Raw genomic sequence first — 19,148 nt, forward strand, 5'->3', positions numbered from 1 at the left:
TGCGGCGGGTGCGTGCGATATGGCCTGAGATCCCGGCTTTCGCCGGGATGACGGTCATGAAAGGCGCCGCCTTTCATGACCTACAGCTCGAAGCTCTCGCCGAGATAGAGGCGGCGGACATTCTCGTCCTTGACGAGGTCGTTCGGCGCGCCGGCGAAGAGCACGCGGCCGTCATAGATGATGTAGCCGCGATCGACGATGTCGAGCGTCTCGCGGACATTGTGATCGGTGATCAGCACGCCGATGCCGCGCTTCTTGAGCTGGATGATCAGGTCGCGAATGTCGGAGATCGAGATCGGGTCGATGCCGGCGAACGGTTCGTCGAGCAGGATGATCGTCGGATCGGCGGCGAGCGCGCGGGCGATCTCGGCGCGGCGACGCTCGCCGCCCGACAGCGCCATGGCGGGCGCGGCGCGCAGGCGGGTGAGGCCGAATTCCTCGAGCAGCTCGTCGAGCCGGCGCTTGCGCGCTTCCTTGTCGGGCTCGGCCAGCTCGAGCACGGCGGAGATGTTGCCCTCGACGCTGAGGCCGCGGAAGATCGAGGTTTCCTGCGGGAGATAGCCGAGGCCGAGGATCGCGCGGCGGTACATGGGCAGGCGGGTGATGTCCTCGCCATCGAGCATGATGCGGCCGCTGTCGGGCTTCACCAGCCCCATCACCGAATAGAAGCAGGTGGTCTTGCCGGCACCGTTGGGGCCGAGCAGGCCGACCACCTCGCCGCGGCCGACCGAGACCGACACGTCGGTGAGGACCACGCGCTTGTCGTACGACTTGGCGATCGAGACGACGGCCAGGCCCTTGTCGGGCAGCGGCGCCGGATCGGCGACGGGGGTTTCGAGGGTGTTGACGTCAGCCATACTCGGTCCCTGCATGGACGGTTCGCGTTACCGTGGAGTTTCCTCCGCGGCCGTTTGGCAGGATTCCTGCATGAAGACGACCGGGAAGGGAAGAGCCCGCGCGGCGTGCCGAGGAAAAAGGGCGATTACTGCTTGGGCGCGGGGGTTGCGGAGGGGGCGGGCGCGGTCGCCGGGGCGTTTGCGCGCTTGGGCACCGAGAAGCGACCGGTGACGCGGCCGCCGCGGCTCTGCACGCCGGGGGTGCCCGGCGCCGCGGTCGAGCCGCCGACGCCCGAGCCGTCGATCGTGGCGCGGCCGGTGTCGAGGTTGATCACCAGGCGACCGCCCGAGACGATGTTCGGACCCTGTTTGAGCGTGACGCCGCCGACCATGGTGATGATCCGCTTGTTGACGTCGTATACCGCATACTGGCCGCTCGCGCTCTGGTCCGGGCGAGTGACGGTGACGCCGCCGGCGGCGTCGAGCCGCGAGACCTCGGGCGAGCCGTCGGTGATCTGGCCGGTATAGGCGAGGGTGACGCGCGCGCCGGTGAGCGTCATCTCGGCCTGCTTGATGCGGACGCCGCCGGAGAGGATGACGCGGTTGTTCTTGTCCTGCAGCTCGATGTGCTGGGCGTCGAAATCGATCGGCGCATTGCTGTCGTGCCGCTGCTGGGCAGCCGCGGGCGATGCGGCGAGCAGCGCCAGCGTGAAGCCGATCGGAAGCAGGGCAGTCGCACGGATCATGATCTAGCGCCTATTCGCGCGCTTGGGCGTAATCCGCAAGCGTGCATTGCCATCTAGGGAGATGGTGCGGTTTTCCAAGTCGGCGGTCAGCTTGTTGGCGCTGAACACGCCGGTCGGCGTCTTGCCCGAGACTGCGCCGCCGCTTTCCATCCTGCGGGTCTTGAGGTCGACGGTGGCGTTGGTGGTGTCGAGCGTATAGCCGTCGGTCGTCCGGAACTGGATCGGTCCGTCGGACGAGACCTGTTCCTTGTCGAGATCATAATGGCCGCGATCGGCCTTCAGCGTCGCCGGCCCCTCGGGCAGCTTGATCTCGGCGGCGAGGTCGCGGAGCTGGACGATCGGCTCGGACGAGCTCTTCTGGATCGCCGAGCCCGCATTGAGGCGGAAGGGCTGCCCCTTCTCGTCCTCGCCGCGATAGATCGCCGATTCGAGGCGGAGGCGCTCGGGCGACAGCTCGACCTTGTTCTTGTCGAGCACGAAGCTGACTTCACCCTTGGTGAGCAGCGGTGCGAGGACGAGGAAGGCCGAGAGCACGCCGATGCCGACGGGCAGGAAGATCAGCGACAGCCGCACGACTCGATCATGCGCGGAGCCAGGATGCGCCCAGCCGCGTTTTTGTGATCTTAGGCGTGTGGCGACTTCCGACATCAGATGTGCGCGAAGATGTCGGTTTCCGGCCAGCCGGCGAGATCGAGTTCCGCACGCGCCGGAAGGAAGTCGAAGCAGGCCTGCGCCAAGTCGGTGCGGCCTTCGCGCTCGAGGCGCTTGTCGAGTTCGGTCTTCATTGCGTGCAGGTAACGCACGTCGGACGCTGCGTATTCACGCTGCGGCTCGGAAAGTTCGGGACCGCCCCAGTCCGAGCTCTGCTGCTGCTTCGAGATCTCGACGCCGACCAGCTCGCGGGCGAGGTCCTTGAGGCCATGGCGGTCGGTATAGGTGCGCACCAGGCGCGAGGCGATCTTGGTGCAATAGACCGGGCCGGCGGTGACGCCGAGATAGAAGCGGATCGCCGCCAGGTCGAAGCGGGCGAAGTGATAGAGCTTCAGCCGCTCGGGATCGGCGAGCAGCATGCGCAGGTTCGGCGCGTCATAGCTGGAACGCGGACCGAAGCGGACGAGATGCTCGTCGCCCGAACCGTCGGACAGCTGGACGACGCACAATCGGTCGCGCGGGGTGATCAGTCCCATCGTCTCGGTGTCGACGGCGATCGAGGCGCCCGGCGCGAACAGGCCCTCGGGGATGTCTTCTTCGTGGAAATGCACAGTCATGCGGGTCGCCTAGCTCCGTTCGCCGCCGGGCTCAATGGCTGGAGGCTGCGGTTGTTTCACCCCCTGTTTGCGGGCGCGGGCGTTCCGCGACCAGATGTTGAGCCCCTCGACCGCCGCCGAGAAGGCCATGGCGGTATAGATATAGCCCTTGGGGATGTGCGCGCCGAACGCCTCGCCGATCAGCACCATGCCGATCATCAGCAGGAAGCCGAGCGCGAGCATGACGACGCTGGGATTGCGGTTGATGAAGTTGGCGAGCGGATCGGCGGCGACCAGCATCACGCCGACCGCGACGATCACCGACACGTACATGATCTGCACATGCTCGGTCATGCCGACCGCGGTGAGGATCGAATCGACCGAGAAGACGATGTCGAGCAGCAGGATCTGGACGATCGCGGCGGTGAAGGTGAGCGAGGCGACCTTGTGCTTGTCGAGCAGTTGGTCCTGCTCGCCCGGTTCGTCGGCATCGACCGAATGGTGGATCTCGGTTGTCGCCTTCCACATCAGGAACAGGCCGCCGGCGAGCAGGATCAGGTCCTTCCAGGAGAAATCGGTCTCGAAGGCGCGCTCGCCGTGCGAATCGAGCGGGCCGTAGATGCCGAGCGAGAACACGGTGTTCTTCAGGCTGATGATCCAGCTGATCCCGGTGAGCAGGGCGAGGCGCATGACCAGGGCGAGGCTGATGCCGACTCGGCGCGCGCGCTGGCGCTGGCCCTCGGGCAGCTTGTTCGAGAGAATCGAGATGAAGATGAGATTGTCGATGCCGAGCACCACCTCCATCACGATGAGCGTGAGGAGTGCGACCCAGGCGGCCGGACTGGCGAGCAAATCGACGATCGCGTCCATATTGCTACCGTGCCCTGCGACGAAATGTGGCGCAAGCGCCGCGGTTAACGGATGTTCGCCCTGTTCAAGTCGAATTTCGTTCGCTCGCTGTTCGATTTTGGGCTATGACCGATTCCATGGCGCAGTTTTTTGCGCTTGAAGACCTGCGTTTTTCGTCCGGCGCTTGGCTTTTGATTGTGATTTTGGGCGAACCGGGAAGACGAACAGGGCATGAGTTTCGATAGAGGGCGCCGTGGGGATCGCGGCGGACGTGGCCGCGACAAGCGTGATGGCTTCGGCGGCGATGACTTTGGTGGCGGCGGCTTCGGCGGCGGCTTTGAGGATCGTGGTGGTTTCGGCGGCGGCGGCGGTTTCCGCAGCGGCGGCGGCTATGGCGGTGATCGCGGCGGCTTCGGCGGCGGCGGTGGCGGCGGTGGCTATCGCGGCGGTGGTGGCGGCGGCTTCGGCGGCGGCGGTGGTGGCGGCTTCGGCGGCGGCAACCGGATGCCCCCGCAGGTCATCGGCGAAGGCACCGGCGTCGTTAAGTTCTTCAACGGCCAGAAGGGCTTCGGCTTCATCGTCCGTGACGATGGCGGCGAGGACGTCTTCGTGCACATCTCGGCGGTCGAGCAGGCGGGTCTCACCGGCCTGGCCGAGGGCCAGCCGCTCGGCTTCACGCTCGTCGATCGCGGCGGCCGCATCTCGGCCACCGAGCTCAAGATCGACGGCGAGCCGATGCCGGTCGAAGAGCGTGCGCCCCGCGAGGACCGCGGCGGTGATCGCGGCGGCTTCGGCGGCGAGCGTGGCAGCGGTGGTCCGCAGCGCCAGCTGACCGGCGAGAAGGCGACCGGCACGGTCAAGTTCTTCAACGCGATGAAGGGCTTCGGCTTCATCCAGCGCGATGACGGCCAGCCGGACGCGTTCGTCCACATCTCGGCCGTCGAGCGTGCGGGCATGCCGACGCTCAATGAAGGCGACCGTCTCGAGTTCGAGCTCGAGGTCGATCGTCGCGGCAAGTACGCGGCGGTGAACCTCACGCCGGGTAGCTGAGACGAGCCTTCAGGCTAAGTAAAACGAAGGGGCCGGGCGGAAACGTCCGGCCCTTTTGCTTTGCGGGACGAGTCGGGGTGGGTTCACCGATTCGCGCGGAGCCGGAGAAGCGGGTGATTCGCGTGGGCGCGGGACGCGGGAATTGGTCTCACCGGGTGGAGAGGCAACATTCTTCTCCCCGGCGCAGGCCGGGGCCCAGACTCAGCGTGCGCGAAGACGCGCCAAGGCGCGTGACTTTCAAGGACTGGGCCCCGGCCTTCGCCGGGGAAAGAAGAGTGGGGGGTGCCGGCGCCTAAGCCAGGATCAGCGCCGCGCCGGCGAGTATCCCCAGCACGCTGAGCGCGCGCATGAGCGTCACCCGCTCGCCGAGGAAGAGGATCGCGATCGCCACGGCAGTCACCATCCCCGTCTCGCGCAGCGCGGCGAGCGGGGCGATGGTGCCGAGGGCGAAGGCGTTGAGCGCCAGGCCATAGGTGACGATCGACAGCGCCCCCGCGGTCACGCCCGGCTTCCACTGGGCGAGCGCGGCAGCGAAGATCCGGCCGCGCGAGGCGAGGCCGAACATCGTCACGATCGCGCCGCCGGACAGGACGAAGGACCAGACGATATAGCTGACCGGCCGCGGCGCCGCGCGCACGCCGTGGGCATCGGCAACGGTGTAGCAGCCGATCATCGCCGCGGTGAGCAGCGCCCAGCCGAGCCCGGCCCGGCCGAGATGGCGGCCGATCACCAGCATCGCGACCGCGCCGCCGATCAGCGCGATCCCGACGATCTCGCGTGTCGAGACATGCTCGCCGAACACGAGAATCGCGAGGGTCGCGGTGAGCATCGGGGCGACGCCGCGCATCACCGGATAGGCGGCGGAGAAGTCGCTCGTCTCGAAGGCGCGGACCACGGCGTAGAGATAGAGGCAATGGATCGCCGCGCTGAGGCCGAGCCAGCCCCAGGCGCCGGCCGGCAGCGGCACGAGCAGCGTAGCGGGCAGGAGGATCAGTGCGCTCGACCCGTCGATGATCGCGCGGCCGGTCATCTTGTCCTTGCCGCCCTTGAGGATGGCGTTGACCACCGCATGGATCGAGCCCGAGGCGATCATCATCGCCGGGGCGAGGAATTCGGGGGTCACAACTCGATCTGGCGGCGGCCCAGCCACAGAGCGAGGATGACTCTGGATACGATTGCCGAGAGCAGGACGAGCGGAACGACGATCCAGAGCGTCAGAACCTGCACTTCGGCCCATTGTCCGGCGATCAGGTTGCGCGTGCTGGTCAGCGCGGTCCAGCCGAGCACGATGGCGGCGGTCAGCAGCCCGGCGAGCAGCCCGGCACCGAACCAGCGCCGCCAGGGCAGCGCCGGATCCCGCAGGAACAGCAAGGCGAGCGGCACCCCGACGATCGCGGCATAGCAGATGCCGAACAGCGACAGCGTGCCCCAGATGCGCAGGAAGCTGTCGCCCGGGTTAGACCCGGCGGCGAAGATGCCCGGCAGCAGCGACGCGACTACCGGGCCGGCGAGGACGCAGGCGACAAGCGGCAGGAGCGGAACGCGTTCTTCCCCCATGAGCGGAGACTGGCGCAGCGCGGCGGCGCGCGCAACGCCTCACTGCAAGGGCACGACCTTGCCGCGCACCATCACATAGCCGATGCGCAGCACCGCGGCGGGATCGGTGAGCGGATCGCCGTCCACCGCGATCAGGTCGGCCGACTTGCCGGGTTCGAGTGTGCCGGTCTCGGCGGACAGGCCGAGCAGGTCGGCGCCGCCCTTGGTCGCGGCGACCAGCGCGTCGCGCGGGCTCATGCCGCCCTTGGAGACCATCAGCCCGATCTCTTCGCCATTGCGGCCATGCGGATAGACCGCGGCATCGGTGCCCAGCGCGATCTTCACCCCGGCCTTGTAGGCGCGGTTGAGCGCCTTGCCCCATTGATCGAGTGTCTGGCGGGCCTTGATCTCGCTATTCTCGCTGAAGATGCCCTTGCCGAGATACATTTGCAGCCCGCTGAACGCCATCAGCGTCGCCGAGAAATAGGTGCCCTTCGCCTTCATCAGCTGGACGTCGACATCGTCGGCGAAGGTGCCGTGCTCCATCGAATCGACGCCGGCGCGCACCGCCGCCTCGATCCCGCGCGCACCGTGTGCGTGGGCGGCGCATTTGAGGTGCATCTGGTGCGCGGTGTCGCAGATCGCCTTCATCTCCTCGTCGGTGAAATGCTGCTCCAGCCCCATCGCGCCGGGATCGAGCACGCCGCCGGTGGCGTGGAACTTGATCGCGTCCATGCCCATCGCCGCCAGCTTGCGCACCGCCTTGGCGCACTCCGCGGCGCCGGTGCACACCCAGAATTGCTCGCCGGTCCGGTCGATCGCGTCGCGCAGCTCGGGGGCGAGGCCGGTGGTCTGGTCGCCATGCCCGCCGATGATCGACAGCGCCGGCCCGGCAACGAGGACGCGCGGGCCGGGGAAGCTGCCATCGGCGATCGCATCGCGTACCGCGAGGCTGGCATTGGCCGCCCCGCCCAGGTCACGCACCGTGGTGAAGCCGGCGCGGGCGGTGACCAGCGCGTTCTTCAGGCCGACGGTGGCGGCATAGGGCTCGGAATATTTGGTGGTCAGGCCCTGATACCAGGGCTCGCCGGCGCTGAAGGTGAGGTGGACATGCACGTCGATCAGCCCGGGCAGCACGGTCTTCCCGCGCAGATCGACCACGGTGGCGCCGGCGGGCGCGGTGGCGCCGTCCTCGATCCGGACGATCCGGCCCTTCTCGACGATCAGCGTCGACGGGCCGCGTGCCGGCTTGGAGGCATCGGTGATCACATGGCCGGCCTGGATGGCATAGGTTTGCGCCTGGGCCGTGCCCGCGGTGACGAGCAATGCGGTGGCGAGCAATTTGCGGATCATGGCATCCCCCCTTTTTCGTTGGGCGGAGCTTATGCCCGTGCGCGGGGATGTCGAGAGGCGCTCAGGTAGCGAGCTTGCGCAGGCTCTCTATCGTATCGGCCTCGTGCGCGGGCTTGTCGGTGCGGATGCGGCTGATCCGGGGGAAGCGCATCGCCAGGCCGGACTTGTGGCGCTTCGATTCGTGGATCGAATCGAAGGCGACTTCGAGGACGAGGGTCTTGTCGGTCTCGCGTACCGGGCCGAAGCGATTGACCGTGTGGTTGCGGACATGGCGGTCGAGCCATTTCAGCTCCTCGTCGGTGAAGCCGAAATAGGCCTTGCCGACGGGGAGCAGCTCGCCCTCCGGGGTCCAGGCGCCGAAGGTATAGTCCGAATAGAAGCTGCTGCGCTTGCCGCTGCCGCGCTGGGCGTACATCAGCACGCAATCGGCGATCAGCGGGTCGCGCTTCCATTTGTACCAGAGCCCGGCGCGGCGGCCGGCGACATAGGGCGAATCGCGGCGTTTGAGCATCACGCCCTCGATCGACGCGTCGCGGGCGCCGGCGCGGATCTCCTCGAGGGCGGCGAAGTCGGCGGCTTCGATCACGGCGGAGACGTCGAAGCGCTCGGGGTCGAGGCGGCTGGCGAAGCTTTCCAGCCGGGTGCGGCGCGCGGTCCAGGGCAGTTCGCGCAGGTCTTGCTCGCCGTCGAACAGGATGTCGTAGAGGCGGACGAAGGCGGGATATTCGGCGAGCGTCTTCGCGCTGACCTGCTTGCGGCCGAGGCGCTGCTGGAGCGCGTTGAAGCTCGCGGCTTCCCCGCCCTGGAACTCGCCCTTCACCAGCAGCTCGCCATCGAGCACGCCGGGGGCGGCGAAGCTGCTGGCCACTTCGGGGAAGCTGTGGGTGATGTCGTCGCCGGCGCGGCTGTAGAGCCGCGTCTCGCCCGCGACATGGACGAGCTGGACGCGGATGCCGTCCCACTTCCACTCGGCGGCATAGTCGGCGAGGTCGACGCTCTCGGCCTCGAGCGGGTGGGCGAGCATGAATGGGCGGAAGACGGGGACGTTGCGCGCGGTCGGCTGGGCGCCGCGGCCCTCGGCCCAGTCGAACAGCGGGGCATAGGGTGGCGTCAGGCCGTGCCACACCTCCTCGACGGCATCGACATCGAGCCCGAAGGCCTGGGCGAGCGCGGTCTTGGCGAGGCGGGCGGAAATGCCGACGCGCAGCGCGCCCATGGCGAGCTTGAGCAGGGCGAATCGCTCGTCGGCCTCGAGCCGGTCGAGCATCGATGCCAGGATCGCGGGGGCGTCCGATTTCGAGATGCTGCCGAGCGTGGCGACGACGTGCGAGAGGGCGAGGGGCGTGCTGTCCTCTGGCGGCACGGGCGGCTCGGGCCAGAGCAGCGCGATCGTCTCGGCCGAATCGCCGACGAAGTCGCGGCTCATCGCGTAGAGCACCGGATCGACGCGGGCCTCGACCATCGCGCGGATCAGCGCGGGCTTGACCGCCGGCAGGTCGAGCGTGCCGGTGAGCGCCGCCATCGCCCAGCCGCGATCGGGATCGGGGGTGGCGCGCAGATAGTCGCCGATCAGCTTGAGCTTGGCGTTGCGCGAGCGCGTGTAGATCAGGCTGTCGAGCAGGTCGGCAAAGGCACGCATGATGGCGCAACGCATAGCGCAGCCGATGCGCTCCCGTTACGATGTTCTGATGCGCAAGCTCCTCGCGATTCTCGCCACGCTGGCCTTTCTGGGCGCCGCGTTTCTCGGCTGGTGTTTCCGGGAGGCGACCAGCGATCCGGTGGTGCGCCGCGCCGAAGTGGCGATGCCGGGGCTGGCGCAGCCGTTGAAGATCGTGCTGCTCAGCGACATTCATGTCGGCACCGCCGCGATGGGGCCTAAACGGCTTGGCCGGATCGTCGCGCAGGTGAACGCGCTGAAGCCGGACCTGGTGGTAATCGCGGGCGACTTCATCTTCGGCCACGATCCGCAGGGCGCGGCGAAGCTCGGGCCGGCGATGGTGGAGCCGTTGCGCGCGCTGCGGGCACCGCTTGGCGTGACAGCGGTGCTCGGCAATCATGATTACTGGACCGGTGCACAGGCAGTGCGCGCGCAACTCGTCAGGGCAGGGGTGACCGTGCTGGAGAACAGCGCGGCGCTGCGTGGACCGGTGGCGCTGGGCGGGATCAGCGACGATTTCTCCGGCCATGCCGATGTGCGGGCGACGATGCAGGCGGCGCGGGCGCTGGACAGGCCGATCGTGCTGGTCACCCATTCGCCCGACGTCGCGCCGGACCTGCCGGCCGATGCGCATCTGCTGCTCGCCGGGCACACGCATTGCGGGCAGGTGACGCTGTTCGGCCATCCGGTCGCGCCCGAGGTCAGCCGGTACGGCGCGCGCTATCGTTGTGGGCTGGTGAGCGAAGGCGAGCGGACCGTGGTGGTCACAGCGGGGCTGGGGACCAGCGCGGTACCGTTCCGGCTGGGTGCGAGACCCGATGTCTGGCTGCTTACACTCGTGCCAGCAGCAATAGCGCCGTCACAAAAAGCGCGTTAGGCTCAGCGTTCCACCACCGGAGGGGACTCCAAGTAATGAAGCTCATTCTCACCGCTGCCGCGCTCGCCTGCCTGCCGGCCGCTGCCTTCGCCCAGACCGCGCCTGCGCCCGCCGCGACTCCGGCGCCTGCTGCTGCGCCGGCCCCGGCTGCCGCCGCCAAGTTCAGCGCCGACACACCGATCGAGGCGCTGTTCGCCAATGAGGCGGCCAAGGCGGTGCTGGTCGCCGACGGGCTGGGCGATGTCGACAAGCACCCCGCCTATGAGCAGTTCAAGGCGATGAGCTTCCGCGGGGTCGCCCCCTATTCGGAAGGCAAGATCACCGACGAGCTGCTCGCCAAGCTCGATGCCGACCTGGCGAAGGTGAAGTAATAGAAAAGGGGCCGGAATCGCCTGATTCCGGCCCCGTTTTTTGTCCGGCTTCGTCGGGCCGCATCGTTCAGCTTTGGCTGAACAGCAAAAGGCATCAGCCCTTGCGGCTGGCCTCGAACAGGAACCAGGCGCGCTCCTCGGCCTGGTCGGTCCATTCGTCGACGATCCCGCTGGTCGCATTGTCGCCGGCATCCTCGGCGGCCTGCTTCACGGTGCGGAAGCTCTCGACCAGCTTGAGATTGTCCTCGCGCAGCTCGGCCAGCATGTCGCCGGGCGACACGTAATCCGCATCATTGTCGGTCAGCGTCTGGCGGCGGGCGATGTCGCCGATCGAGCGCAGCGTGACGTTGCCGGTCTTCCGCACGCGCTCGGCAATGGCGTCAGTGATGCCGTAGATCTGCGCCGCCTGATCGTCGAGCAGCAGGTGATAGTCGCGGAAATGCGGGCCCGAGACGTGCCAGTGGAAGTTCTTGGTCTTGAAATAGAGCGCGAAGCAGTCCGCCAGCGCGCTGTTGAGCGCGTCCGCGACGCTCTTCGTGTCGTTGCGGTTGAGGTCGGTCGGGGTGCGGAGCGCCGCGTTGGTATCTGCCATGTTCGTCTCCCTGGGGAATTGGTTCGGAGGGTCAACGAACGGGATATAGTGCGCGGTTCCGGCCATGCACCTGCAATTTCCCCGATCTCAGAAATCGATCAGGTCAGGCGCAGCGCATCGACGCCGATCCAGCAGCCGGCGACGAGGAAGCCGACGCCGCTGAGGATACGCAGCCAGCGCCAGGGTGCCGCCTGCCAGATCCGCTCGCCGAGCACGGCGGCGACGAACGCCACGGCGAAGCAGGCGATCGAGGCGCCCGCGGCGGCGAACCAGGGCTGGCCGCCGGTGGAGAGGGCGAGGGTGAAGAAGGGCGTGCTCTCCCCAAAAGCGAGAATCAGCACGCCGAGGAAGGGGGTGAGGACCGAGCCGAGCTTCCAGCCGGCCAGCCGGTCCTTCACCCTGGCCGATCCGATCGTGCCGAGCGCGCCGAAGATCAAAGCGAGCGCGAGCAGCAGCGCGCGGGCATTGGGGGTCATCATCGGGGCGACCAGCAGGCCGCCCAGCCCGGCGGCGAAATTGACCGCGGCATGCGCGAGGCCGGCGGCGATCGCCACGGTGAGCGGCCGCCCATAGCGATCGGCGAGGATCGCGCTGAGCATCGCCGGCTTGTCGCAGAGCTGGGTGAGTGCGGCCAGAAGGAAGGCCGGGACCAGAGCTTCCATGCGCCTCCCTTTCGGCGGCCATTGTGTCCGGGCAGGGTTAAATGCGTGTGAAGCATGTGGGAATGCGGCTTTCCCGTCACCCCGGCCTTGTGCCGGGGTCCACCAGGCCGCGCGGTCTGTCCTACCGCCTCCTGTCCGGAATTCGCCTCCCGGTGGACCCCGGCACAAGTCCGGGGTGACGAAGAATATGGGGAGAGGCGATGACCTGCTCCTCCCAGCCTTGACTTTTGGCAGAGAATCGCACAGTTGCCCGCGTCTGGCAGCGGTGCGCCTCAGCGTGCCGCTCTTTTCTTTTTACAGAATCAAGGGTTTTGGGTCATGGCGAAGCCGACCACTGTCAAGATCAAGCTCGTCAGCACGGCGGACACGGGTTTCTTCTACGTCACGAAGAAGAATCCGCGTACCCAGACCGAGAAGTTCTCGTTCCGCAAGTACGACCCGGTCGTGCGCAAGCATGTCGAGTTCAAGGAAGCCAAGATCAAGTAAGCCAGGCCTAGGCCCGGCTTGCCCGTCCCCGCCGCGTGCGGGGACCGATCAGAAGAGAAGCCCCGGGCCCTTAGGCTGCGGGGCTTCTTCTGTGCCCGTTGCCGGAGCCTCGGGTGCCGATGCCTCGGGCGCCGGCGATTCGGCCGGCATCAGCGCGCGCACTTCCTCCATGAAGCGGACCAGGCCGATCGGCTTGGAGACATAGGCATTGGCGCCCGCGGCGCGGATCCGCTCCTCGTCGTCGCGGCCGGCATAGGCGGTCACTGCCATGATCGGGATGGCGCGCAGCTGGGGATCGCGCTTCATGTGCTGGATGATCTCCAGGCCGGTGATGTGCGGCATCTGGATGTCCATCACCACCAGCTGCGGATCGAAATCGCGGGCACGCACCACCGCCTCGCGCCCGTCGCGCACCGGCTCCGCCTCGAACTGGTGCGCGCGCAGCAGGTCGCAGAACAGCTTCAGATTGAGTTCGTTGTCCTCGACAACGAGCACCCTTTTTGCCACGCGCTAACCCCCAGGGACCAATTTGGGCGATGTAGGCTATGGCGAGCGCGGAAACAAATGCGGAAGCGCTGGCGCTGCAGGCACTTGTCTGGACGCTGGGCGACGAATCGCGGGCCCGGCGCCTGCTCGACCTGACCGGACTCGACCCGTCCGAGCTGCGCGCCCGGGCCGGCGAGGCGACGTTGCTCGCGGCCACGCTGAGCTTCCTCGAATCCTACGAGCCCGACCTTGTCGCCTGCGCCGAGGCGCTCGATATCAGCCCCGAACAACTGGTCGCCGCCCGGGCGACGCTGGAAAGATCATGAAGCCGCTGCTGATCACCGATTGCGACGAAGTCCTGCTCCACATGGTGCGCCATTTCGGCGTGTGGCTGGGCGAGACCCATGACATCGACTTCAACCCCGACGGCGCGGACTTCGCCAATTCGATGCGCCGCCGCGGCGATTCGTCGGTGATCGCGCGCGAGGAGATGTGGGGGCTGCTCGACGGCTTCTTCCCCGCCGAGATGGAGCGCCAGACCCTGGTGCCGCATGCCCGCGAGGCGCTGGCCGCATTGGCCGAGCAGGCCGATATCGTCGTGCTCACCAACCTGCAGGACCATTGCCGCGATCACCGCATCGCCCAGCTGGCGAATCACGGGATCGCGCACCGGGTGGAGTGCAACCAGGGCGGCAAGGGCTCGCCGGTCGCGCGGCTGATCGAGGAATTCGCGCCCAGCGTCGCCGTGTTCGTCGATGACCTGGCGGTGCACCACGAATCGGTCGCCAAGCACGCGCCGGAGGTGTTCCGCCTGCACATGGTCGCCGAGCCGAGCCTGGCGCCCAATGTCGCCAGGGCGCCGCATGCCCATGCCCGGATCGACGACTGGCGCGATGCCCGGGGCTGGATCGAAGCCCGTTTCGCGGGCTTGACGCTTTGAACCACCAGTGATTGAGCGAGGACCATGACCACTGCAATCGATCGCAAGCTCGAAGAGCTCGGCCTCACCCTTCCCGAAGCCGCGGCGCCCGTCGCCGCCTATGTCCCCGTGGTGGAGGCCGGCGGCCTGCTCCACATCTCGGGCCAGCTGCCGTTCAAGGACGGTGCGCTGATGACCGGCCGGCTCGGCGAGGACCGGGACCTGGAATATGGCGCCGAGGCCGCGCAGCGCTGCGCGCTGATGCTGGTCGCGCAGATCAAGAAGTATCTGAACGGAGACACGGCACGGGTCGCGCGGATCGTCAAGCTCGGCGTGTTCGTCAACTCCACCGCCGACTTCACCGACCAGCCCAAGGTCGCCAACGGCGCCTCGGAGCTGATGCAGGCGCTGTTCGGCGATGACGGCAAGCATGCCCGCAGTGCGGTGGGCGTGCCCACCCTGCCGCTGGGTGCCGCCGTCGAGATCGACGCGATCGTCCAGATCCGCTGATCCACCCTATTTCGGTTAGAATGCCGGCCCGCTTCCCAACCCGGGAAGCGGGCCGGTTCCGTTTTGGACGCTGTGGCCGCGCAGCAACAGTTCGTCACGATCCCGTGACGGAACAGCAATTAATGTTGTGCGCTGCAGCGGCGTGCGGCAAGGAACGGATGTCGCCGCAAGCAGCGCAGGCCCATGAGGCAATGACGCAGCACCGGGGGCAGCAGGCGGGAACCCTTTTGAATAAACGGGAAGGGTATTCCATGCGCTACACCATGATCAGCCTCGCCGCCCTTGCGGCTGCGGTTGCCGCAACGCCGGCAATGGCTCAGGACCAGACCGATCCGCCCCCCGCCGTGACCGTCAGCGGCAGCGTCGGCGTCGTCAGCGATTACAAGTTCCGCGGTATCTCGCAGACCGACGGCAATTTCGCCGTGCAGGGCGGCATCACCGTGAGCCACGCATCGGGCTTCTACGTCTCGGTCTGGGGTTCCTCGATCGACGACTATGTGACCGTGCACGGCACCGCCCATCAGGAAATCGACCTGATCGCCGGCTACAAGCATGCGTTCGACGGCGGCGTCACCGTCGATGTCGGCGCGCTCTATTATGTCTATCCGGGCACCCGGCCGGGCTTCGCCGGCGACAAGAGCGCCTCGGACTTCGTCGAGCCCTATGCCTCGGTCTCCTATGCGATCGGTCCGGTCACTGGGAAGGTGACGGGTAACTACGCGCCGAAGCAGAAGGCGCTGGCGATCGACCAGGGCCAGACCGGCCTGCTCAAGAAGGAAGACAATTTCTACTTGGCCGGCGACCTGTCGGTCGCGATCCCGAAGACGCCAATCGGCCTCACCGCCCATCTCGGCCACACCTGGGGTCCGAGCTGGCTGTCGGGCCCGACCGACGAATATACCGACTGGGGCGTGGGCGCGACCTTCACCTACAAGTCGCTGACCTTCGGCGTGAACTATGTCGACACCGACACGACCTTCATCACGCCGAGCGGCAAGGACGCCGCCAAGGGCGGTATCCTCGGCTCGGTGAGCGTCGCTTTCTAAATCTGGGAGGATGGGGAGCACCACGCGCGCTCTTCGCCATAGCAAAGCGCCGGCCCGCATATGCGGACCGGCGCTTTTTCATGTGCGCTGGAGGCGGCCCCTTGAGGCCGGCCGCTTCTACTGCGGCGTGCTGGCCTTGGCGTCCTTGCCGTCGCCTTCGGGCGCCGCGACGATGTCACGCGTGGTGGTGCCCTTGTCGACGACGCTGGTGTTCGGGCTGCCGGCGGTCGAGCGGGCGCTCTGGTCGGCGCCGGTGCTGCCCGACTGGTCCATGATCGCCTGCTCGCCGGGGCTGCGCGCCGCCGAGCCGCCGAACATCGCGTCGAGCGCCTGGTTGGCCGGGTTGCCTTCCTGCGGACGCGGGGCGCCCGGCTGCGGCGGGACCAGCGCGAAATCGGGCGGGATCACCAGCGGCGCCTGGCGGGCGACGGCGAACTCGTCCGGACGCGCACGATCATAGCCCTTCTTGCCGCAGGCGGAGAGCGAGGCCGCAAGCGCGATCGCGCTCACGATGGTAACGGTCTTACGCATTGACTTCATTCTCCACAGCGGCCGGGCTGTCGCCTGCGGCCTTATCGCGCACGAGGAGCGCGCGGATCAACAGGATCAGCACGCCGATGGTAATCGCCGCATCGGCGACGTTGAAGACCAAAAACGGGCGCCATGTCCCGAAATGCAGGTCGGCGAAATCGACGACGAAGCCGAGTCGCGCGCGATCGAGGATGTTGCCGAGCGCACCGCCCAGCACCAGGCCGAGCGCGCAGACATCGGGCAGCTTCTTCTCGCGGAACATCCACCAGACCACGCCCACGGCGATCGCGCCGGTGAGCGCGACGAGCATCCAGCGGGTCGCGTCGCTGTTCGCGGCGAACAGGCCGAGCGACACACCGATATTGGCGACGAAGCGCAGGTCGAAGATCGGCAGCACTTCCTGGACATGGTTGAGCCCGTCCAGGCCGAGCTTCTGCTGGATCAGCGACTGGACGAACGCCAGATCGACACCGAGCGCGCGCACGACCAACAGCTTCGTCACCTGATCGATGACGAAAACCAGAGCCGCCACGGCAAAGCCGATTCCACGAGTCACGTTCATTCCACCACCCCGGCACAGCGGTCGCACAAGGCGCCGTCCTGCGCAACTTCCGGGAGATGCCGCCAACAGCGGCCGCATTTATGGCGCTGGGTGGGCACGACCGTGACCGCGTCACCTTTGCTCACCTTCGAGACGATGAACAGCTCGGTGAGGTCCGCTTCCGATGCCGGCAGCGCGGGCACGGTGACTTCGGCCTCGAGGCTGGAACGCACCTGCTTCTCGCGGCGATAGGGCTCGATCGCCTCGGTCACCTGTTGGCGCAGCGCGCGGATCGCAACCCAGTCGCTCTCGACCGAGGCGCCTTCCGGCAGCACCGGCCATTCGAGCATGTGGACCGATTCGTCCTCGCTCGGGAAGCGGCCCTGCCACACTTCCTCGGCGGTGAAGGCGAGGATAGGCGCGGCATAGCGGACCAGGGCGTGGAACAGCACGTCCAGCACGGTGCGATAGGCGCGGCGCTTGGGGCTCGTCTCGGCCTCGCAATAGAGGCAGTCCTTGCGGATATCGAAGAAGAAGGCCGAGAGGTCCTCGTTCATGAAATCCGTCAGCGCGCGGCTGTAGCGGTTGAACTCGAACGCCTCCGCGGCCGAACGCAGCTCCGCGTCCAGTTCCACGAGCTTGGCGAGGATGTAGCGCTCGAGCTCGGGCATCTCGGCCACCGGCAGGCGCTCCGCCTCGCCGAAGCCGTCGAGCGCGCCGAGCAGGTAGCGGAAGGTGTTGCGGACCTTGCGATAGGCGTCGCCGGTGCCGGCAAGCACTTCCTTACCGATGCGGACATCGTCGAAATAGTCGGTCTGCGCGACCCAGAGGCGCAGGATGTCGGCGCCGCCCTGGTCGATCTCCTTGAGGGGATCGATGACATTGCCTTCCGACTTGGACATCTTCTTGCCCTTGCCGTCGAGCGCGAAGCCGTGGGTCAGCACCGCGTCGTAGGGCGCCCGGCCGCGCGTGCCTGAGCTTTCGAGCAACGACGACTGGAACCAGCCGCGATGCTGGTCCGAACCCTCGACATAGAGGTTCGCGCGGGTGCCGGCACCGTAGCGCGCCTCGATCACGAAGCTGTGGGTCGAGCCTGAATCGAACCAGACGTCGAGGATGTCGGTGATCACCTCATAGTGCGCGAGGTCGTATTTCTCGCCGAGCAGCGCCTGGTGATCGCCCTGGTACCAGGCGTCGGCGCCGCCGGTGGTGAAGGCCTCGAGGATGCGGGCGTTCACGTCCGGATCGCGGAGATACTCGCCGGTCTGGCGGTGGACATAGAGCGCGATCGGCACGCCCCAGGCGCGCTGGCGGCTGATCACCCAGTCCGGGCGGCCCTCGACCATCGCACGGATGCGGTTCTGCGCTTTTTCCGGCACCCAGCGAGTGTTCTCGATCGCATCGAGTGCGATGCCGCGCAGGGTGGCGCCGTTCGAGGCGGTCGCCTCGCGCGATTCGTCGTCCCAGCTGGTGTCGTGGGTGGCGGTGCTGGGGCGGTCCATCGGGATGAACCACTGCGGGGTGCAGCGGAAGATCACCTTGGCCTTGGAGCGCCAGCTGTGCGGATAGCTGTGGGTGAAGTCGTCCGAGGCAGCGAGCAGCGCGCCCGCTTCGCGCAGATCGGTGCAGATCGGGCCATCGCTGGCGACCAACTTCTTGTTGATCACCGAACCCTGGCCGCCGAGCCACAGCCAGTCCGGCCGGTACATGCCCGCCGCGTCGACCGCGAACACTGGATCGATGCCGTGTGCCTTGCAGAGCAGGAAATCGTCCTCGCCGTGATCCGGCGCCATATGGACGAGACCGGTACCCGCATCGGTGGTGACGAAGTCGCCGGCGAGCAGCGGGCGCGGCTTGGCGAAGAAGCCGCCGAGCTTATGCATCGGGTGGTGGGCGACGGCGCCCTCCAGAGCCGAACCCAGATACTGAAGGATATCCTGCGGTCCATCGGCGGTTGGGTCAAAGCCCCAGCGCTGCATGGTCTTCGCTTGCAGGTCGCGAGCGATCACATACCGTGCTCCATTGAAGGGCACGACATCGTAGGCAACGTCACGGCCATAGGCGAGCGCCTGGTTGACCGGGATCGTCCAAGGGGTCGTGGTCCAGATGACCGCGTAAACCTTCTCACCAGCATCGATGAGAGCTTGGATACCCGGCGCGTTCGGCGCCTCAGTGATCTCGAACGCCACATCGATCTGCGTCGAGGTGATGTCCTCATACTCAACCTCGGCCTCGGCCAGCGCGGTCTTCTCGACCGGCGACCACATCACCGGCTTGGCGCCGCGATAGAGCTGGCCGCTCTCGGCGAACTTGAGCAGCTCGCCGGCGATGATCGCCTCGCTCTCGAAGTTCATCGTCAGGTACGGATTGGTCCAGTCGCCCATCACGCCCAGCCGCTCGAACTGCGCACGCTGCACGCCGACCCATTTCTCGGCATAGGCGCGGCATTCGGCGCGGAAGGCGACGGGATCGACTTCGTCCTTGTTGAGCTTCTTGGCGCGATAGGCCTCTTCGACCTTCCACTCGATCGGCAGGCCGTGGCAGTCCCAGCCCGGGATATAGGGCGCGTCCTTGCCCATCAGGCTCTGCGAGCGGACGATGATGTCCTTGAGGACCTTGTTCATCGCATGGCCCATGTGAATGTCGCCATTCGCATAGGGCGGGCCGTCGTGCAGGATGAAGCGGGTGCGGCCGGCGCGCTGCGTGCGCAGCTTGTCGTACAGCCCGATCTTCGCCCAGCGTGCGAGGATGGCCGGCTCCTTCTGGGCCAGGCCGGCCTTCATGGGGAACTCGGTCTTCGGCAGGAAGACGGTGTCGCGATAGTCTTTTTGGTCGGTCATGCGTGCGCGGGAA

22 protein-coding genes and 1 pseudogene are annotated in these 19,148 nt (G+C 67.2%); 8 read left to right on the forward strand and 15 right to left on the reverse strand.

The genetic code is table 11. The features are described 5' to 3' along the window. Nucleotides 1-80: 80 nt before the first annotated feature. The 5 genes from lptB to J2W22_RS05000 form a co-directional block, all read right to left on the reverse strand. On the reverse strand, nucleotides 81-857 hold the full coding sequence (gene lptB / locus J2W22_RS04980; RefSeq protein ID WP_307117151.1) for an LPS export ABC transporter ATP-binding protein: 777 nt from the start codon (nucleotides 855-857) through the stop codon (nucleotides 81-83). A gap of 125 nt (nucleotides 858-982) precedes the next feature. After that, nucleotides 983-1,582 (reverse strand): LptA/OstA family protein, encoded by a 600-nt coding sequence (locus J2W22_RS04985; RefSeq protein ID WP_307117152.1) that lies wholly within the window; start codon nucleotides 1,580-1,582, stop codon nucleotides 983-985. Between the two features lie 3 nt (nucleotides 1,583-1,585). Then, entirely contained in the window at nucleotides 1,586-2,230 is a 645-nt protein-coding gene (gene lptC / locus J2W22_RS04990; RefSeq protein WP_307117153.1) for an LPS export ABC transporter periplasmic protein LptC, read from the reverse strand. Further along, nucleotides 2,230-2,850 (reverse strand): ribonuclease D, encoded by a 621-nt coding sequence (locus J2W22_RS04995; RefSeq protein ID WP_307117154.1) that lies wholly within the window; start codon nucleotides 2,848-2,850, stop codon nucleotides 2,230-2,232. Before J2W22_RS04995 ends, lptC begins: the two co-directional genes overlap by 1 nt. Before the next feature lie 9 nt (nucleotides 2,851-2,859). Then, nucleotides 2,860-3,699, reverse strand: a complete 840-nt coding sequence (locus tag J2W22_RS05000; RefSeq protein WP_307117155.1) for a TerC family protein — start codon at nucleotides 3,697-3,699, stop codon at nucleotides 2,860-2,862. A gap of 210 nt (nucleotides 3,700-3,909) precedes the next feature. On the opposite strand from J2W22_RS05000, the gene J2W22_RS05005 reads away from it, so the two are divergent. Continuing rightward, a complete protein-coding gene (locus J2W22_RS05005; RefSeq protein ID WP_307117156.1) occupies nucleotides 3,910-4,728 on the forward strand; it encodes a cold-shock protein in 819 nt (272 codons plus the stop codon). 292 nt (nucleotides 4,729-5,020) lie between these two features. On the opposite strand, the gene J2W22_RS05010 is transcribed toward J2W22_RS05005, so the two are convergent. The 4 genes from J2W22_RS05010 to J2W22_RS05025 form a co-directional block, all read right to left on the reverse strand. Then, nucleotides 5,021-5,851 carry a DMT family transporter gene (locus J2W22_RS05010; RefSeq protein ID WP_307117157.1) on the reverse strand — a complete coding sequence of 277 codons (831 nt, stop codon included), beginning with the start codon at nucleotides 5,849-5,851 and terminating at the stop codon, nucleotides 5,021-5,023. After that, on the reverse strand, nucleotides 5,848-6,285 hold the full coding sequence (locus tag J2W22_RS05015; RefSeq protein ID WP_307117158.1) for a hypothetical protein: 438 nt from the start codon (nucleotides 6,283-6,285) through the stop codon (nucleotides 5,848-5,850). The genes J2W22_RS05010 and J2W22_RS05015 overlap by 4 nt, the downstream gene beginning before the upstream one ends. 39 nt (nucleotides 6,286-6,324) lie before the next feature. Further along, nucleotides 6,325-7,617, reverse strand: coding sequence for a metal-dependent hydrolase family protein (locus J2W22_RS05020; protein ID WP_307117159.1), 1,293 nt, complete (start codon nucleotides 7,615-7,617; stop codon nucleotides 6,325-6,327). A gap of 61 nt (nucleotides 7,618-7,678) precedes the next feature. Further along, nucleotides 7,679-9,256, reverse strand: a complete 1,578-nt coding sequence (locus J2W22_RS05025) for a cisplatin damage response ATP-dependent DNA ligase (RefSeq protein ID WP_307117990.1) — start codon at nucleotides 9,254-9,256, stop codon at nucleotides 7,679-7,681. Between the two features lie 49 nt (nucleotides 9,257-9,305). Here J2W22_RS05025 and J2W22_RS05030 point away from each other — a divergent pair, with 49 nt between their 5' ends. Both J2W22_RS05030 and J2W22_RS05035 read left to right on the forward strand, forming a co-directional pair. Continuing rightward, nucleotides 9,306-10,151 (forward strand): metallophosphoesterase, encoded by an 846-nt coding sequence (locus J2W22_RS05030; RefSeq protein WP_307117160.1) that lies wholly within the window; start codon nucleotides 9,306-9,308, stop codon nucleotides 10,149-10,151. A 35-nt stretch (nucleotides 10,152-10,186) separates the two neighbouring features. Then, complete coding sequence (locus J2W22_RS05035; RefSeq protein ID WP_307117161.1) at nucleotides 10,187-10,522, forward strand: hypothetical protein; 336 nt, start codon at nucleotides 10,187-10,189, stop codon at nucleotides 10,520-10,522. A gap of 94 nt (nucleotides 10,523-10,616) precedes the next feature. Here the strand turns inward: J2W22_RS05035 and J2W22_RS05040 are convergent, their stop codons facing one another. After that, nucleotides 10,617-11,114, reverse strand: a complete 498-nt coding sequence (locus J2W22_RS05040) for a Dps family protein (protein WP_307117162.1) — start codon at nucleotides 11,112-11,114, stop codon at nucleotides 10,617-10,619. 98 nt (nucleotides 11,115-11,212) lie between these two features. Further along, the gene (locus J2W22_RS05045) at nucleotides 11,213-11,776 is read right to left on the reverse strand and encodes a TMEM165/GDT1 family protein (protein ID WP_307117163.1); all 564 of its coding nucleotides are present in this window, start codon (nucleotides 11,774-11,776) and stop codon (nucleotides 11,213-11,215) included. A 318-nt stretch (nucleotides 11,777-12,094) separates the two neighbouring features. Between J2W22_RS05045 and rpmG the strand changes: the two genes are divergently transcribed. Then, nucleotides 12,095-12,262 carry a 50S ribosomal protein L33 gene (gene rpmG, locus J2W22_RS05050; protein ID WP_025560997.1) on the forward strand — a complete coding sequence of 56 codons (168 nt, stop codon included), beginning with the start codon at nucleotides 12,095-12,097 and terminating at the stop codon, nucleotides 12,260-12,262. 147 nt (nucleotides 12,263-12,409) lie between these two features. On the opposite strand, the pseudogene J2W22_RS05055 reads toward rpmG, so the two are convergent. Continuing rightward, nucleotides 12,410-12,769: pseudogene (locus J2W22_RS05055) on the reverse strand (response regulator); the annotation flags it as partial. A gap of 38 nt (nucleotides 12,770-12,807) precedes the next feature. Between J2W22_RS05055 and J2W22_RS05060 the strand changes: the two are divergent. The 4 genes from J2W22_RS05060 to J2W22_RS05075 all read left to right on the forward strand — a co-directional run bounded on the left by J2W22_RS05060 (nucleotide 12,808) and on the right by J2W22_RS05075 (nucleotide 15,223). Further along, complete coding sequence (locus J2W22_RS05060; RefSeq protein ID WP_307117164.1) at nucleotides 12,808-13,074, forward strand: DUF3572 domain-containing protein; 267 nt, start codon at nucleotides 12,808-12,810, stop codon at nucleotides 13,072-13,074. Then, the gene (locus tag J2W22_RS05065) at nucleotides 13,071-13,688 is read left to right on the forward strand and encodes an HAD family hydrolase (RefSeq protein WP_307117165.1); all 618 of its coding nucleotides are present in this window, start codon (nucleotides 13,071-13,073) and stop codon (nucleotides 13,686-13,688) included. Before J2W22_RS05060 ends, J2W22_RS05065 begins: the two co-directional genes overlap by 4 nt. 24 nt (nucleotides 13,689-13,712) lie before the next feature. Next, complete coding sequence (locus J2W22_RS05070; protein WP_307117166.1) at nucleotides 13,713-14,177, forward strand: RidA family protein; 465 nt, start codon at nucleotides 13,713-13,715, stop codon at nucleotides 14,175-14,177. A 251-nt stretch (nucleotides 14,178-14,428) separates the two neighbouring features. Continuing rightward, on the forward strand, nucleotides 14,429-15,223 hold the full coding sequence (locus J2W22_RS05075; protein ID WP_307117167.1) for a TorF family putative porin: 795 nt from the start codon (nucleotides 14,429-14,431) through the stop codon (nucleotides 15,221-15,223). A 117-nt stretch (nucleotides 15,224-15,340) separates the two neighbouring features. Here the strand turns inward: J2W22_RS05075 and J2W22_RS05080 are convergent, their stop codons facing one another. From J2W22_RS05080 to ileS, 3 genes are read right to left on the reverse strand one after another with little or no spacing between them, the layout of a single operon-like run. Then, nucleotides 15,341-15,754: a DUF3035 domain-containing protein gene (locus tag J2W22_RS05080; RefSeq protein WP_307117168.1), complete on the reverse strand. Its 414-nt coding sequence runs from the start codon at nucleotides 15,752-15,754 to the stop codon at nucleotides 15,341-15,343. Continuing rightward, on the reverse strand, nucleotides 15,747-16,316 hold the full coding sequence (gene lspA, locus J2W22_RS05085; protein WP_373422939.1) for a signal peptidase II: 570 nt from the start codon (nucleotides 16,314-16,316) through the stop codon (nucleotides 15,747-15,749). Before lspA ends, J2W22_RS05080 begins: the two co-directional genes overlap by 8 nt. Next, complete coding sequence (ileS, locus tag J2W22_RS05090) at nucleotides 16,313-19,135, reverse strand: isoleucine--tRNA ligase (RefSeq protein ID WP_307117170.1); 2,823 nt, start codon at nucleotides 19,133-19,135, stop codon at nucleotides 16,313-16,315. Before ileS ends, lspA begins: the two co-directional genes overlap by 4 nt. Between the last annotated feature and the right edge of the window lie 13 nt (nucleotides 19,136-19,148).

It is taken from the genome of Sphingomonas kyeonggiensis (assembly GCF_030812785.1).
Taxonomy (GTDB): Bacteria; Pseudomonadota; Alphaproteobacteria; order Sphingomonadales; family Sphingomonadaceae; genus Sphingomonas; species Sphingomonas kyeonggiensis_B.